At 71.8% G+C, this 13,676-nt stretch carries 12 protein-coding genes; 1 reads left to right on the top strand and 11 read right to left on the bottom strand.

Translation table 11 applies throughout. The features are described from left to right. Positions 1 to 114: 114 nt before the first annotated feature. The 3 genes from HNR23_RS07215 to HNR23_RS07205 form a co-directional block, all read right to left on the bottom strand. The gene (locus HNR23_RS07215) at positions 115 to 1,596 is read right to left on the bottom strand and encodes a sensor histidine kinase (protein ID WP_343070455.1); all 1,482 of its coding nucleotides are present in this window, start codon (positions 1,594 to 1,596) and stop codon (positions 115 to 117) included. Positions 1,597 to 1,793: 197 nt separating this feature from the next. Beyond that, positions 1,794 to 2,033 (bottom strand): 30S ribosomal protein S18, encoded by a 240-nt coding sequence (gene rpsR / locus HNR23_RS07210; protein WP_184074653.1) that lies wholly within the window; start codon positions 2,031 to 2,033, stop codon positions 1,794 to 1,796. A 64-nt stretch (positions 2,034 to 2,097) separates the two neighbouring features. Then, on the bottom strand, positions 2,098 to 3,279 hold the full coding sequence (locus HNR23_RS07205; protein ID WP_184074652.1) for a CobW family GTP-binding protein: 1,182 nt from the start codon (positions 3,277 to 3,279) through the stop codon (positions 2,098 to 2,100). 221 nt (positions 3,280 to 3,500) lie between these two features. Between HNR23_RS07205 and HNR23_RS07200 the strand changes: the two genes are divergently transcribed. Continuing rightward, complete coding sequence (locus tag HNR23_RS07200) at positions 3,501 to 3,935, top strand: SSI family serine proteinase inhibitor (protein ID WP_184074651.1); 435 nt, start codon at positions 3,501 to 3,503, stop codon at positions 3,933 to 3,935. Positions 3,936 to 4,081: 146 nt separating this feature from the next. On the opposite strand, the gene HNR23_RS07195 is transcribed toward HNR23_RS07200, so the two are convergent. The 8 genes from HNR23_RS07195 to HNR23_RS07160 all read right to left on the bottom strand — a co-directional run bounded on the left by HNR23_RS07195 (position 4,082) and on the right by HNR23_RS07160 (position 13,470). After that, the gene (locus HNR23_RS07195; RefSeq protein ID WP_184074650.1) at positions 4,082 to 4,849 is read right to left on the bottom strand and encodes a TIGR03943 family putative permease subunit; all 768 of its coding nucleotides are present in this window, start codon (positions 4,847 to 4,849) and stop codon (positions 4,082 to 4,084) included. Then, entirely contained in the window at positions 4,846 to 5,919 is a 1,074-nt protein-coding gene (locus tag HNR23_RS07190; protein ID WP_184074649.1) for a permease, read from the bottom strand. The genes HNR23_RS07195 and HNR23_RS07190 overlap by 4 nt, the downstream gene beginning before the upstream one ends. A 144-nt stretch (positions 5,920 to 6,063) precedes the next feature. Beyond that, a complete protein-coding gene (locus tag HNR23_RS07185) occupies positions 6,064 to 7,521 on the bottom strand; it encodes an amino acid carrier protein (protein ID WP_184074648.1) in 1,458 nt (485 codons plus the stop codon). Between the two features lie 307 nt (positions 7,522 to 7,828). Then, positions 7,829 to 8,317, bottom strand: coding sequence for a GNAT family N-acetyltransferase (locus HNR23_RS07180; RefSeq protein ID WP_184080021.1), 489 nt, complete (start codon positions 8,315 to 8,317; stop codon positions 7,829 to 7,831). A 221-nt stretch (positions 8,318 to 8,538) separates the two neighbouring features. Continuing rightward, positions 8,539 to 10,179 carry a DEAD/DEAH box helicase gene (locus HNR23_RS07175; protein WP_184074647.1) on the bottom strand — a complete coding sequence of 547 codons (1,641 nt, stop codon included), beginning with the start codon at positions 10,177 to 10,179 and terminating at the stop codon, positions 8,539 to 8,541. A gap of 294 nt (positions 10,180 to 10,473) precedes the next feature. Then, complete coding sequence (locus HNR23_RS07170) at positions 10,474 to 11,289, bottom strand: enoyl-CoA hydratase/isomerase family protein (RefSeq protein WP_184074646.1); 816 nt, start codon at positions 11,287 to 11,289, stop codon at positions 10,474 to 10,476. Positions 11,290 to 11,427: 138 nt separating this feature from the next. Beyond that, positions 11,428 to 11,634, bottom strand: a complete 207-nt coding sequence (locus HNR23_RS07165) for a helix-turn-helix domain-containing protein (protein WP_184074645.1) — start codon at positions 11,632 to 11,634, stop codon at positions 11,428 to 11,430. A gap of 237 nt (positions 11,635 to 11,871) precedes the next feature. Beyond that, positions 11,872 to 13,470, bottom strand: coding sequence for an ABC-F family ATP-binding cassette domain-containing protein (locus HNR23_RS07160; RefSeq protein WP_184074644.1), 1,599 nt, complete (start codon positions 13,468 to 13,470; stop codon positions 11,872 to 11,874). Positions 13,471 to 13,676 lie beyond the last annotated feature (206 nt).

Raw genomic sequence — 13,676 nt, 5'->3', positions numbered from 1 at the left:
CCCCTCGCATGGCCCCCGAAATCCTGTTGACCTGTACATTCCCCATTCCGACATACGCGACAAACCCGCCGCATGTGTCTCTTGGCGCACCGGCGCCACCGCACGGCGTCCGGGTCAGGCGCACGGCAACCGCAGGGTGAACACCGCCCCGCCCAGTTCGGGGCTCTCGCCCGCGTCGATGGTGCCGCCGTGCGCGAGGGCGACCTCGCGGGCGATCGCCAAACCCAGCCCGCTGCCGCCGGGGTCGCGGCGCCGGGATTCGCCGAGGCGGGTGAAGCGCTCGAAGATCTGCTCGCGGTCCTCGGGCGCGATGCCGTGCCCGTCGTCGTGCACCCGCAGCACGGCCTGCCCGTCCTCGGCACCGACCGTCACCAGGATGCGGTCGCGGGCGTGCCGCTCGGCGTTGGCGAGCAGGTTGACCAGCAGCCGCGCCAGCCGCATCCGGTTGCCCTCGACCACGACGCCGGGGGTGAGCTCGGTGGTGACCTCCTTGGCGGTCACCCGCCCGCGCACCTCGCGCTCCACCAGCTCGGCCAGGTCGACGCTCTCCCGGGCGGTGGTGACATCCGCGTCGAGCCGGGCCAGTTCGAGCAGGTCGTTGACGATCCCCTCCAGGCGCTCGGCATCGCCGAGCGCGGCACGCAGCACCTCGACGGCGTCGCCGCCCTCGGGGTCGGCCAGCTCCACCTCCAGGCGGACCCGCAGCCCGGCGATGGGGTTGCGCAGTTCGTGGGAGGCGTCGGAGACGAAGCGGGCCTGGCGGGCCATGGCCGACTCCAGCCGGTCGAGGGTCGCGTTGGCGGTGCGCGCCAGGTCGGCGATCTCGTCGCCGCTGTCCGGGACCGTGATGCGCAGGTGCAGGTCGGAGGCGGTGAGCCGGTCGAGCTCGGCGCGGACGGTCTCCACCGGGCGCAGTGTCCTCCCCACCGCCCACCAGGTCACCCATCCGGTCGCGGCCAGGATGACCAGTCCGAGTACCACGAGCACGAGCTCCATCATGTGGCCGGTGAGGAGGGCCGGCTGCTGGGTGGCGGCGTAGACCATCACGTCGCCGTAGGCGCTGTTGGCCTCGTGGTAGCCGACGACGGTGAGGCATCCGGCGAGGGCCTCGGCGCTCCGGCACACGGTGGTGTCGACGCGGAAGTCGCCGGGTTCGGGCCGGAGCTCGGTGATCGGTCCGTAGCCGGCCAGGGGCGCGCTCGCCGCGGCCACGTCGCCGTCCTTGTCGACGATCTGCAGGCGGGTGATGCCGCTCTGGGCCGGAATCGGGCCCACGTAGCGCCGGTCGCCGATCTCTTCGATGACGTGGCGGGCCGCCGCGTCGGTGCGGTCGGACAGGTCGCGCTGCAGGGCGTCGCGGGTGACCAGCGACACCGCCGTGATGGCCAGGACGAGGACGATGCCGGTGACCAGCACCGCCCCGGCGGTCACCCGGGAGCGGATCGAACGGGGGCGCCGGGCGTGGCTGCGCTCCGGGTCTGCGGGCACCCCGGACTGGGCCTCGTGCACTCGCAGCCCCTCCCCCTGCCTCGGGTCCGCCCCGTCGCCGCGGTCACCGGCGGCGGTGGACGTCGAGGTGACCTCGGTGCCCGGCAAGATCCCTCGATCGCCGGGTCATCGCTCTGATCACGACGTTACCCGCCGGTCGGCCGCGCGGTGTCGACCGGCGTCGGCCGTGCCGCACTCTCCGGCCGGGAGTGGGCGAGGGGTCGGCGGACCCTCCGCGCACACGAGGGCGGTCCGGCCGGGGATGCCCTCCCCGGCCGGACCGCCCTCGCCGAGCGCCCGGTCGGTCAGCTGCGGGAGCCGTTGGGGTAGGGCAGCAGCGCCATCTCGCGGGCGTTTTTGATCGCGGTGGCGATCAGCCGCTGCTGGCGTGCGGTGACGCGGGTGACGCGGCGGCTGCGGATCTTGCCTTTGTCGGAGATGAACTTGCGCAGCAGGTCGACGTCCTTGTAGTCGATGTAGTCGACGCCGTGCAGGGGGTTGGCGAAGCGGCGCGGCCGCTCGGGGCGGCGGCGGGGCGTGGGCATGCTCGGATGTCCTTTCTGTGGAGCCGGGACGGCGGGCGTCGCGGGGCCGGAGCCGGCCGTGTGGTCAGGAGGCGGTGTCCAGGAGTTCGGCGAAGGGGTCGTCGGCGCGGTCGAAGGTGAGGGTGGCGTCGGCGACCTCCTCCTCGGTGAGCAGGCAGGAGTCGAGGACTTCGACCAGGCGGTCGGTGTCCAGGCCGACCCCGGTGAAGGAGATGCACTGGCAGCGGTCGCCGCACTCGGGTGCCCAGTCGAGGGTTGCGGCGGCCTTGCGGTGCTCGGGGACCAGGTCCCAGGCGGCGTCGGGCAGCGCGGCCAGCCAGGGCCCGGCCGGCTGCATGGCCAGCGAGGATCCGGCGGCGTCCCAGACCAGCAGGGTGTCGGGGTGGCTGGCCAGCCAGAATCGGCCGCGGCTGCGCAGCGACACCCCGACGACGTCGTCCAGGGCGGCGTGCAGGCGTGCGGGGTGCAGGGGTCGGGAGCGCCGCCAGGTGACGGTGCGGACCTCGCCCATCTCACAGCGCTCCGGGGGCTGGGCGGCCGCCGGGTCCATGCGCGCGGCCGCGGCGACGGGGTCGAATCCGCCGCCGGTGAGCGCGTGCAGGGCGTCCTTCTCGGTGGGGACGACGGCGGCGGCCGGGTTGAGCTGGGTGAGGACGGCGGTGCACTGCGCGCCGACCTGCGGGTCGCGCCCGCCGCCGTGCAGGGCGAGGGCGGTCGGGTACTCGATCTGCTCGGCGAGCACCTCGGCGACGGTGCGGTCGTCCTCTTCGGCGACGGCGAGGCCGCGGTCGACCATGTCGTCCTTGGTGGACAGGTCGGCGACGAGGCGGTCGGCGGAAACGGCGGTGATGACCGCGGCGAGGTGCAGCCAGCGGGTCACCGGACGGCGGTTGACGACGGTGCCTGTCAGTGCTTCGGCGATCGGGCGGGGTTCGACCCCGTCCCAGGCCTCGACGATGTAGGAGGAGTACTCGCCGCGCTCGGCGAGTTCGCAGAGCAGCGGGACCAGGTCTTCGCGCAGGGTGCAGGAGACGCAGGCGTGGACCAGGTCGACCCGGGTGCGGTCGATCTCGCCCCACCGGTCGCGGGTCACGCGCTGTACCTCGCCCTCGCCGATCCGGCTGAGGTCGTGGTGGATGGCGATCGCCCTGGGGTCGGCGTGCAGCAGCCGGTCGACGGCGGTGGTCCGGGCCGCGCCGTGCAGCCCGGCCACGAGGACCACCCGGGCGGGCATGGCCTGGGTCATCTGGGGTTACCTCGGCTTCCAGGATTGAAAATGATTATCGTTATCTTACATGGGCCGCGACGCACCCCGACACCACCCCCGCGCGCGCCGCAGCCATCCCGCACGCGCCACGCCCGACACATCCCGGCAATCCCGCACTGTCACGACCTGAGCACGTAAAGTAGTGACGCAACTACCGCCGGTGCCTAGGGCACGACCTGCACCACCTCAGGAGACTGACCATGCGCAAGCCCTCACTCGCGGGCGTCCTCACGGCGATCGCCCTCATCGGGGGCCTTCTCCCGGCCTCCGCCGCGCCCGCCATCGCCGGGGCTCCGGACAACACCGAGAGGCGCCCGGGGGCCGTGCTCCACTTCTTCCGCGGGGAGGCGACGATCACCCGCGACACTCCGATCGCCCGCGAGCACGTGGGAACCCTGATCTGCAACCCGAACACAGGCGACCACTCGCGCGCCGACGAGGCCTGCGCCGCCATCCGCACGGCCGAGGGCCGGTTCGAGGCGATTCCACCCAGGGACGCGGCCTGCACGCTGGAGTACCGGCCGGTGCCCATGGAGGTCTTCGGCGTCTGGGACGGCACTCCGATCCACTACGCCCGCACGTTCGGCAACCCCTGCCTCGTGGGGGTCGAGGCCGCCGGGATCTTCGACTTCTGACCCGATCCCGCCGGAACCGGCGCCGCCCTCACCCGCTTGGAGGGCGGCGCCTCACTGTTCTCCGTTGATCTCGGAGATACCGGGGTGAAAATCGCCGCTGAGACCCCGATATCCCCGAGATCGACGGAGGGGGGTGCGGAGGCGGGCTACTCGTAGGGGTCCGGAGGGTTGTCGACCTGGGTCATCGTGTCGACCGAGAAGCGGTGGTCGCGGACGCTCTGCAGGTCGCCCTCGGGCTCCACCCAGGTGCCGCGGGCCGTCCACCAGCTGTCCTTCTCGGGTTCCTCGGCGTTGGTGACCAGCACCCGGTTGACCACCGCGTCGGCGGCGCAGCAGGACATCTGCAGCCGCGCCAGGTACCAGCCCTCGCCCTGCTCGTTGGGGACCGCGAAGCCGGTCAGCTCGATGGGGCGCCCGGCCATCTCGCGCTCCTCGTCGGTCCAGGCGCGCAGGACGAACTCCTGGAGCTTGAGCTCCGCGGGCTGCGAGGGGTCGGTGTCCTCCAGCGCGTCGCCGTAGCGGCCCTCGGTGCGCGGCGACGGGGCACCCGGGTCCGTGGCCTGGCCGGCCGTGAAGGAACCCAGCGCCGGGGGCGCGACGACGAACACCGCGACCACCGGCAGCAGGAGCAGCCAGGCCACCCCCGGGGCGCGGGAGTGGTCGTGCCCGTGTCCGTCGTCGTGACCCCCGCCGTGGGAGTGGTCGCCGTGGGCGTGGTCGCCCTCGGTGCCGGCACTGCGCACCTCGGCCGCGATGAGCCACCCGCCGAGCAGGACCAGCACCACCCCGGCCGCGATCAGGAACGGCTGGAAGTAGTCGCGGACGTAGTTGAGGTACAGGTCGGAGACCACGGTGCTGCTCAGCGCGGCCGCTCCCAGCAGCACCAGGACGAGTCCCTGCGCGATCCGGTTCACGTGATCAGAGCTCCGATCAGGAAACTGAAGAAGAGGGCCACGACCAGGCAGAGCGGAACGAAGCGGATCACGAAGCCCCAGCCGAACGTCCCGGCCTGCATCGCCATCAGCTTGAGGTCGACCATCGGTCCGACCACCATGAAGGCGAGCTTGGCCGTGGGAGAGAAGTCGGTGAGGCTGACCGCGACGAACGCGTCGGCCTCCGAGCAGATGGACAGCAGGATCGCCAGCAGCGCCAGCACCAGGACGGAGACGATCGGCATCCCGGCGACGGTCAGCAGCCACTCGCGGGGCACCAGTACGTTCAGGCAGGCCGCCGCCAGGCCGCCCACGACCAGGTAGCCCCCGGCGTGCATCATGTCGTGCACCATCGACTCGCGGAAGACCTGCCACTTGGACGCCGAGGGGTCGTGCGACCGCCGGGGCAGGCGCAGCCAGTCGGCCTTGCCGAAGCGGACCCAGAACCACCCGACGACGACGGCCGCGCCCAGCGAGGCCACGAACCGCGCCGCCACCATCTCCGGCTGCCCGGCGAACGCGACGGCGGTGGCCACCATCACCACCGGGTTGATCGCCGGTGCCGAGAGCAGGAAGGTCAGCGCGACCGCGGGCGCGATGCCGCGCCGGACCAGTCCCCCGGCGATCGGCACCGACGCGCACTCGCAGCCGGGCAGCACCCCGCCGGCCAGTCCGGCGGCGGGGACGCCCAACTTCGGGTTGCGCGGCATGATGCGCTGGTAGAACGACGGGGGTACGAACGCGGTCAGTGCCGCGGACAGCGCGACGCCGAACACGAGGAAGGGCAGCGCCTGCAGGCTGATCGCGGTGAAGATGGTCGCCCAGGCGAGGAACGCCTCGCTGGTCAGGCGGTCGGTCAGCCAGGCGTTGCCCAGCGCCAGCGCCATGATGAACACGGCGAACATCCACACCGTGGCGGTGCGGCGGGGGCCCGTGGGGCGCCCCCAGTCGGAGGGCGGGAGGGCGTCGTCGCGGCCGTCCCAGCCGGTGGCCAGCGAATCGCCCAGAGAGGAGGGGGTAGCGGGTGCGTGTCCCGGCGGCCTTTCGGGCAAGGTGGAACTCCGTCAGTCGTCGGTTCGCTCTGACGCACCCTACCGGAAATCATTTTCACTTGTGGAATGAGGTGCGGATATGTGGTGAGGGGGAGCCGCGACTCCCCCTCACCCTCCGCATCGGTCCCGCTGTGGCGGCGGGTTTCAGGACGTGGTCGCGGGGCGCCCGTGCTCGTCTGATTCGCTGCCCCAGCACTGCACGCCGGTGAGCTGCGGGTACTTCTCGCGGCGGAACACCGGGTCCAGGCCCTGGCGGCGCTGATCCGTGTAGTCCTTCAGCAGCAGGAAGGCGATGCCGCACAGCGGTGCCAGCGAGATCAGGTTGATCGTCGCCATGACGCCCATGGAGACGTCGGCCATGTTCCACAGCAGGTCCAGCGGGGCCAGCGCGCCGACGAACACCATGACCAGGACGATCACCCGGAACCCGGTCATGACCCCGGGCTTGGCCGACAGGAAGGCCAGGTTGGACTCGCCGTAGTAGTAGTTGCCCAGCACCGAGGTGAAGGCCAGGAGGAACAGGATGATCGTCAGCGCGTGCACCGCCCAGCCGCCGAGGTTGGCCTCCAGCGCGTTCTGCGTCATGGCCACACCGGCGGTCTCGCCGTAGGTCGGGTCGCTCAGCAGCACGATGAAGGCGGTGACCGAGCAGACCAGCAGGGTGTCGAAGTAGACGCCCAGTGTCTGCACCAGGCCCTGCTTGACCGGGTGGCTGACCGAGGCGGTCGCGCCGGCGTTGGGCGCCGAGCCCATGCCGGCCTCGTTGGAGAACATGCCGCGGCGCATGCCGTTCATGATCGCCGCTCCGATGCCGCCGGCGACGAACTCCTTGGCGCCGAAGGCGCTGGCGAAGATGTCGGCGAAGACCTGCGGGACACGCTCGACGTTCAGCGCGACGACCGCCAGGCCGAGCAGGATGTAGACGATGGCCATGAACGGCACGAGGGTCTGGGCGACGTGCGCGATGCGCCGGACACCGCCGAAAATGACCAGACCGGTGATGAGCACCAGGGCGGCGCCGACCGCCAGCTGCAGCCCGAGCCCGGTGTCGAAGCCGAAGGCCGCGGCCGACCCGGAGATCGACCCGACGATGCTGTTGGCCTGCACCGAGTTGAACACGAAGGCGAACGTCACGGTGATGACGACGGCGAACAGCACGCCCATCCAGCGCTGCTTGAGGCCGTGCAGCATGTAGTAGGCGGGGCCGCCGCGGAAGCCCGTGGAGACGGGGACCTTGTAGAGCTGGGCCAGGGTCGATTCGACGAAGGCGGCCGCGCCGACGACCATCGCCATCAGCCACATCCAGAAGACCGCGCCCGGCCCGCCGAGCGCGATGGCGACGCCGACACCCACGATGTTGCCGGTGCCGACGCGGGCCGCCGCGGAGATCGCGAAGGCCTGGAAGGAGGAGATCTCCTTCTTGCCGTCCGGGGCGATCCCGGGCTGGCTGCGGATGACCCGGAACATCTCGGGCAGCATCCGGACCTGCACCAGGCCGGAGCGGACGGTGAAGTACACCGCGAGCAGCCCCAGCAGCGGGATGAGCAGGTAGGTCCAGAAGGCATCGTTGAGCGTGACGATGCCGTCGTTCAATGCGTCCACGCGGTGACTTTCTCCTTCGAGAGGGCACGGCGAACTCCACCCACGGACGGGGTGAACGCGATGCAGGCGGTCTGCGGTGGGGTCTGCCTCACGGGAGCGGCCGACGTGTCGGCGGCCCGGTGGTCCCCCGGCCCCGGTGCGTCCATCTTCGCGCCGACGGGTGGCTATGCCCGATATCGACACGCGTAAGGACGCGGTGACCTCCGCAGAATGACGACAATAACACCTATTTGGGCGCTATATCCCTTTCGCCCCATTGAAGATGGGTCGCCGAGGCCTCCGAGGCCGCCACGGCGCCCGGCCCGGGTCAGCCGGGCAGGTCGCGGCGGAGGAGGTCGAGCAGAAGGCCGTCGCGCCAGACGCCGTCGGCATGGTCGCGCCAGAACTCGCGCAGCACCCCCACGCGCCGGAAGCCCGCCTTCTCGTAGGCACGGATCGCGGCCTCGTTGTCCAAGGCGGGGTCGATGGTGACACGGTGGTGCCCCCGGGCCTCGAACAGCCAGCGGATCAGCAGCAGGACCGCCTCGACGCCCAGGCCGCGGCCGCGCACCGCGGGGTCGAGGAAGATGTCGAGCATCGCGTGCCGGTAGTCCGGGTCGGTCTCCTCGTAGAACTGGACCAGACCGCGCACGGCGCCCTCGACGACGATGGTGTAGCGGCACGCCTCGTCGTCGGCCCGGGTGAAGTCCTCAGGCGCCCACCAGCGCGCGACCTCCGGCAGGGCGACGATCCGGTTGAGCTCGGGGCCGTCGGCCGGTCCCCAGGGGCGCAGGGCCAGCCGCTCGCCCGTCAGCAGGACGGGTGCGGACGGCGCGTTCTCGTGTGGTGATCCTGACACAGGTTCACTGTAGCCTCGTGCCGCTTACCAGCCCACACCTTTTCCCGGCGGTTTCCCCGGCGGTTTCCCCGGCGCTGCCACGGGGGCCGCGGCCGGAGGCGCCACCGCACCCGCACACGGCGACGGCCGCCTTTCCCCGCGGGGAAAGGCGGCCGTCGGCACGCGTCGTCCGGCCGGTGTCAGCCGCGCTGGGCGCTGAAGCCCTCGCGGTCGCCCCGGTAGGACGGGCGGCCGCCACCGCGGCGGTCGTCCCGGCGCGCGCCGCGGTCCTCGCGGAACGGACGGCGCTCGCCGTCGAACCGGCGCCCGCCCTCGCGGCGGTCACCCTCGAACCGGCGCCCACCGCGGTCGTCATCGCGCCGGTCGCGACCGAAGTCGCGCCCACCGCGCTCACCGCGGTCCTCGCGGAACGGACGGCGCTCGCCGTCGAACCGGCGCCCACCGCGGTCGTCGTCACGCCGGTCGCGACCGAAGTCACGCCCACCGCGCTCACCGCGGTCCTCGCGGAACGGACGGCGGTCGTCACGGTCCCGGTAGGGGCGGCGGTCGCCGCGCGGTCCGCCGTAGCCGTTGCGCCGACCGCGCGGTCCGCCGCGGCCGCGGCGCGGACGCTCGGGCTCCGGCGGCTCGATCCACGGCTCCCAGGAAGGCTCGCGCGCCCCGGTGAGCTCGGCCAGCAGTTCGTCCCCGGGGTTGACCAGGTGCTGCTTGGCATCCACACCGGCATCGCCGAGCAGCCTGCGCGCCGTCCGGCGCTGATTCGGCGCGACCAGCGACACGACCAGTCCGGACTCGCCGGCGCGTGCCGTGCGGCCGCCGCGGTGCAGGTAGTCCTTGTGCCCGGTGGGCAGGTCGACGTTGACCACCATGTCGATCCCGTCGACGTGGATGCCGCGCGCGGCGACGTCCGTGGCGACCAGCGCCTGGATCCGCCCTTCGCGGAACTTGGCCAGCGTCTTGGTGCGCACGCTCTGCGTCTTGCCGCCGTGCAGGGACGCGGCCGGAACGCCGGCGTTGACCAGCTGCTCGCTGATGGTGTCGGCGCGGTACTTGCTGCGCACGAACAGGATGGTGCGGCCCTCGCGCGCCGCGATCAGGGTGGTGATCTTGTTCTTGTCGCGCGGCAGCACCTTGAGCAGGTGGTGCTCCATGGTCGCGACCTGGGAGACGGGCGGGTCGACCGAGTGGGTGCGCGGCTCGTTCATGTAGCGCCGCACGAGCTTGTCGACGTCACCGTCGAGCGTCGCGGAGAACAGCAGCGTCTGGCCGCCCGGCTGCACCTGGTCGAGCAGCTCGCTGACCTGCGGCATGAAGCCCATGTCGCACATCTGGTCGGCCTCGTCGAGCACCGACAGCTCCACGGCGTCGAGCTCGACCGCGCCCTGCTCGATCAGGTCGCTGAGCCGGCCCGGGGTGGCGACGAGGACCTCGACGCCGCGCCGCAGCTCGTTGATCTGGCGGGTGTAGGAGCTGCCGCCCACGACGTCGCCGACCCGGGCGCCCAGGATCTGGGCGTAGGGCCGCAGGGCGTCGCGCACCTGGTGCGCGAGCTCACGGGTGGGGACGAGCACGAGGCCGCGGGGGCGGCGGGAGGCGGCGCGCTGCTCCGCGGCGCGGGTCAGCAGCGGGAGGCCGAAGGCCAGGGTCTTGCCGGAGCCCGTGCGGCCGCAGCCCAGCACGTCGCGTCCGGCCAGCGCGTCGGGGATCGTGGCGGCCTGGATCGGGAACGGGTTGGTCACACCGTTCTGGGCCAGCTTGTCGACGATCTCCTCAGGAAGACCCAGATCGGCGAAAAGCGGGCATGCGTCGTTGTCCGTCAAGTGACGTAAACCTTCCTCATCAATCGGCGGCGTTTCGAGGAAGGCTCCGCGACCCTACGGGCACAGCGAAGAAATCACACAAACGCGCCGGATACGCGACTCGGGGGCGATGGAGAGTTCCCCCGGCGCCGAGCGGCCCGGCGCGCCGGATGCGCGCAGCATGAATTGACCGCTTGCTGCAGCGTACTAGAACTCATCCCATAACGGGGACGCGGGGCCGGGAATTCCCCGGTGATCCGCGCCTCTCCGGGGCGGCGAGGCCGCGGCCGGGGGCACCCGGCCGCGGCCTCGGCCCTACATCCCGAGCTGCCGGGCCAGCGCGTTGAGCCGGTCGGCCTGGGCCCGGCGTTCGACCACGACCTGCTCGTCCAGGGTGTTGTGGGGGGCCTGGAGGAGCAGTTCCTTGGTCGCCGCGGCGGCCTCGGGCGCGGTGGCGGACAGGGCCGCCACCAAGTCCCGGACGGCCGCGTCGAGTTCCGCGCCCTCGACCACGAGCTCGGCGAGCCGGAGCTCGCGCGCCTCGGCCGCGCCCACCGAGCGGGCGGTGAGGCACAGCTCGATGGCGCGGCTCACCCCGACGATGTCCACCAGCGGCTTGGTGCCGGTGAGGTCGGGGACCAGCCCGAGCGCCGGCTCCTTCATGCACAGCTGCGCGTCGTCGGCCAGGACCCGCAGGTCGCAGGCGAGCGCGAGCTGGAACCCGGCACCGATCGCGTGGCCGCGCACTGCCGCGATCGACACGATGTCGGGTCGGCGCAGCCAGAGGAAGCCCTCCTGGTACGCGGCGATGGTCGCGTCCAGGGCTGCGCGGCTCTCGGTGTCGTCTCCGATGTTCCGCAGGACGGATGCCTCACCCTCGACACCTTCGGGCGAGAACATCGCAAGGTCGATACCCGAGGAGAAGGTTGACCCTTCACCCTTAATGACAACAATTCGGACAGATGGGGGCAGCGTGTGGCCGACATGGGCCAGAGTCGTCCATGTCCGCCCCGTCATGGCGTTGCGGCGTTCGGGACGGGACAGGGTGACCGTCGCGACGGCGTCGGCGATCTCCAGCCGCAGCCCGGCCGCGGCCAGATCGTCCTTCGAGGGGGGTGCCGACTCCACCATCTGTCCTGCCTCCGCATATCCGCCGCGCCCGGCGATCGGGCGCTCTCGATCTCCACCTTCGACGGTCGCCCACCCTAGTCCGCCGCCACCGGCGGCCGTCCGGCGGGGCCCGCCCGGAGCGGAGCGACCACCGCGTGATCAGCCGCGACGGGTCGCACCGCCGCGACCACGCAACGTCACACCTGCCTCCGTGAGAAGACGGTGCACGAACCCATAGGAACGGCCCGTCGAGGCGGCCAAGGAACGGATGCTCTCGCCCTCGTCATAGCGTCTCTTGAGCTCACTCGCGAGCTCGGAGCGCTCGTTGCCCGTCACGCGGGTGCCTTTTCTCAGGGTCTCGGCCACGAGTTCCTCCTGTGTGCTCTCAGTGATCGTGTAGCGACATTGCAGACCATGATCAGCCATGGCGACCCGGCTGGCTACCCATCGGTTGCGGCACAGGGGCGTGTCGAGTGGCGGCGCGGATTCCGGTCATCAGATAACCCCGACCGAAACCCGGAGTGTGTGAACCCGAAGGCCTATATGGACGTCCGTGTAGTCCGGCGGGCACCGGCCCGGGCCCGGTGCCCGGGCCGGTGCGGCTCACGCCAGAGCGATGAGGTCGGCGAACTCCGCGTTCCAGATGTCCTCGACACCGTCGGGCAGCAGGATCACCCGCTCGGGCCGCAGTGCGTCGACCGCGCCCTCGTCGTGCGTCACGAGCACGATCGCGCCCTTGTAGTTGCGCAGCGCGGCCAGGATCTCCTCGCGGCTGGCGGGGTCGAGGTTGTTGGTCGGCTCGTCGAGCAGCAGCACGTTGGCGCTGGAGACGACCAGGGTCGCCAGCGCCAGCCGGGTCTTCTCCCCGCCGGAGAGGACACCCGCCGGCTTGTCGACGTCGTCGCCGGTGAACAGGAACGAGCCCAGCGTGCGGCGGGCCTCCACCTCGGGCAGGTCGGGGGCCGCGCTCATCATGTTCTCCAGCACGGTGCGGCCGGGGTCCAGCGTCTCGTGCTCCTGGGCGTAGTACCCGAGCCGCAGCCCGTGCCCCTCGATCACCCTGCCGGTGTCGGGCTGCTCGACGCCGGCCAGCAGCCGCAGCAGCGTGGTCTTACCGGCGCCGTTGAGGCCGAGGATGACCACCCGGCTGCCGCGGTCGATGGCGAGGTCCACCCCGGAGAAGATCTCCAGCGACCCATACGACTTGGACAGCCCCTCGCCCATGAGCGGGGTGCGCCCGCTGGGCGCGGGGTCGGGGAAGCGGAGCTTGGCGACACGGTCGGCCTTGTGCTGGCCCTGCACCGAGCTGAGGATCTTCTCCGCCCTGTTGGCCATCTGCTGGGCGGCCCGGGCCTTGGTGGCCTTGGCACGGAACTTGTCGGCCTGCTTCTGCAGCGCGCCCGCCTGCTTCTCGGCGTTGGCCTGCTCGCGCCGACGCCGGCGCTCGTCGGCCTCGCGCTGGGTCTGGTAGGCCTTCCAGCCCATGTTGTAGATGTCGATGACGCAGCGGTTGGCGTCCAGGTAGAAGACCTTGTTGACGACCTCTTCGACCAGTTCGACGTCGTGGCTGATGACGATCAGCCCGCCCTGGTGGGACTTGAGGAAGTCGCGCAGCCAGATGATCGAGTCGCCGTCGAGGTGGTTGGTGGGCTCGTCCAGCAGCAGCGTGTCGGCCCCGCTGAACAGGATGCGGGCCAGCTCGATGCGGCGCCGCTGGCCGCCGGAGAGCGTACCCAGCGGCTGGGCGAGCACCCGCTGGTCCAGGCCGAGGCTGTCGGCGATGGACGCGGCCTCGGCCTCGGCGGCGTATCCGCCGAGCACGTGCAGGCGCTCCTCGGCCCGCGCGTAGGCGCGGACGCCCTTGTCGCGGGTCTTGTCGTCGTCGCTGCCCATCTTCTCCTCGGCCGCGCGCAGGTCGCGCAGGGCCTCGGCGATGCCGCGCGCCGAGAGGATGCGGTCCCGCGCGATCTCCTCCGGGTCGGCGGTGCGGGGGTCCTGCGGCAAGTAGCCGATGCTGCCCGTGGAGGTCGCCTGCCCCGCGGCGGGGAGCCCCTCTCCGGCCAGGACCTTGGTCAGGGTCGTCTTCCCGGCGCCGTTGCGGCCGACCAGGCCGATGCGGTCACCGGCCGCGACACGGAAGGAGGTGGGCTCCAGCAGCAGCCGGGAGCCCACACGCATTTCCAGATCAGAGGCGATCAGCATGGGAGTAGGAAGAACTCTCTCTTCTAACGAGGGTGTGCGGCGGGGCACCGGGCACACGCGGCGCGGCCGGGCCCGGCGGGGTCACTGCGGGGGGCGATCGATCCTCACGTCACGCGCACGGGCTCAACGGTATCCGTGACGGGCCGGGCGGCGCGCGTGATTTTCGCCGCCCTGCGCCCGCCCGCCCCACGGGCGGGACCGACGCA

It is taken from the genome of Nocardiopsis mwathae, assembly GCF_014201195.1.
GTDB lineage: Bacteria > Actinomycetota > Actinomycetes > Streptosporangiales > Streptosporangiaceae > Nocardiopsis_C > Nocardiopsis_C mwathae.
Note: the sequence above shows the minus strand (reverse complement) of the source record. Positions and strands in the feature narration are given on the sequence as shown.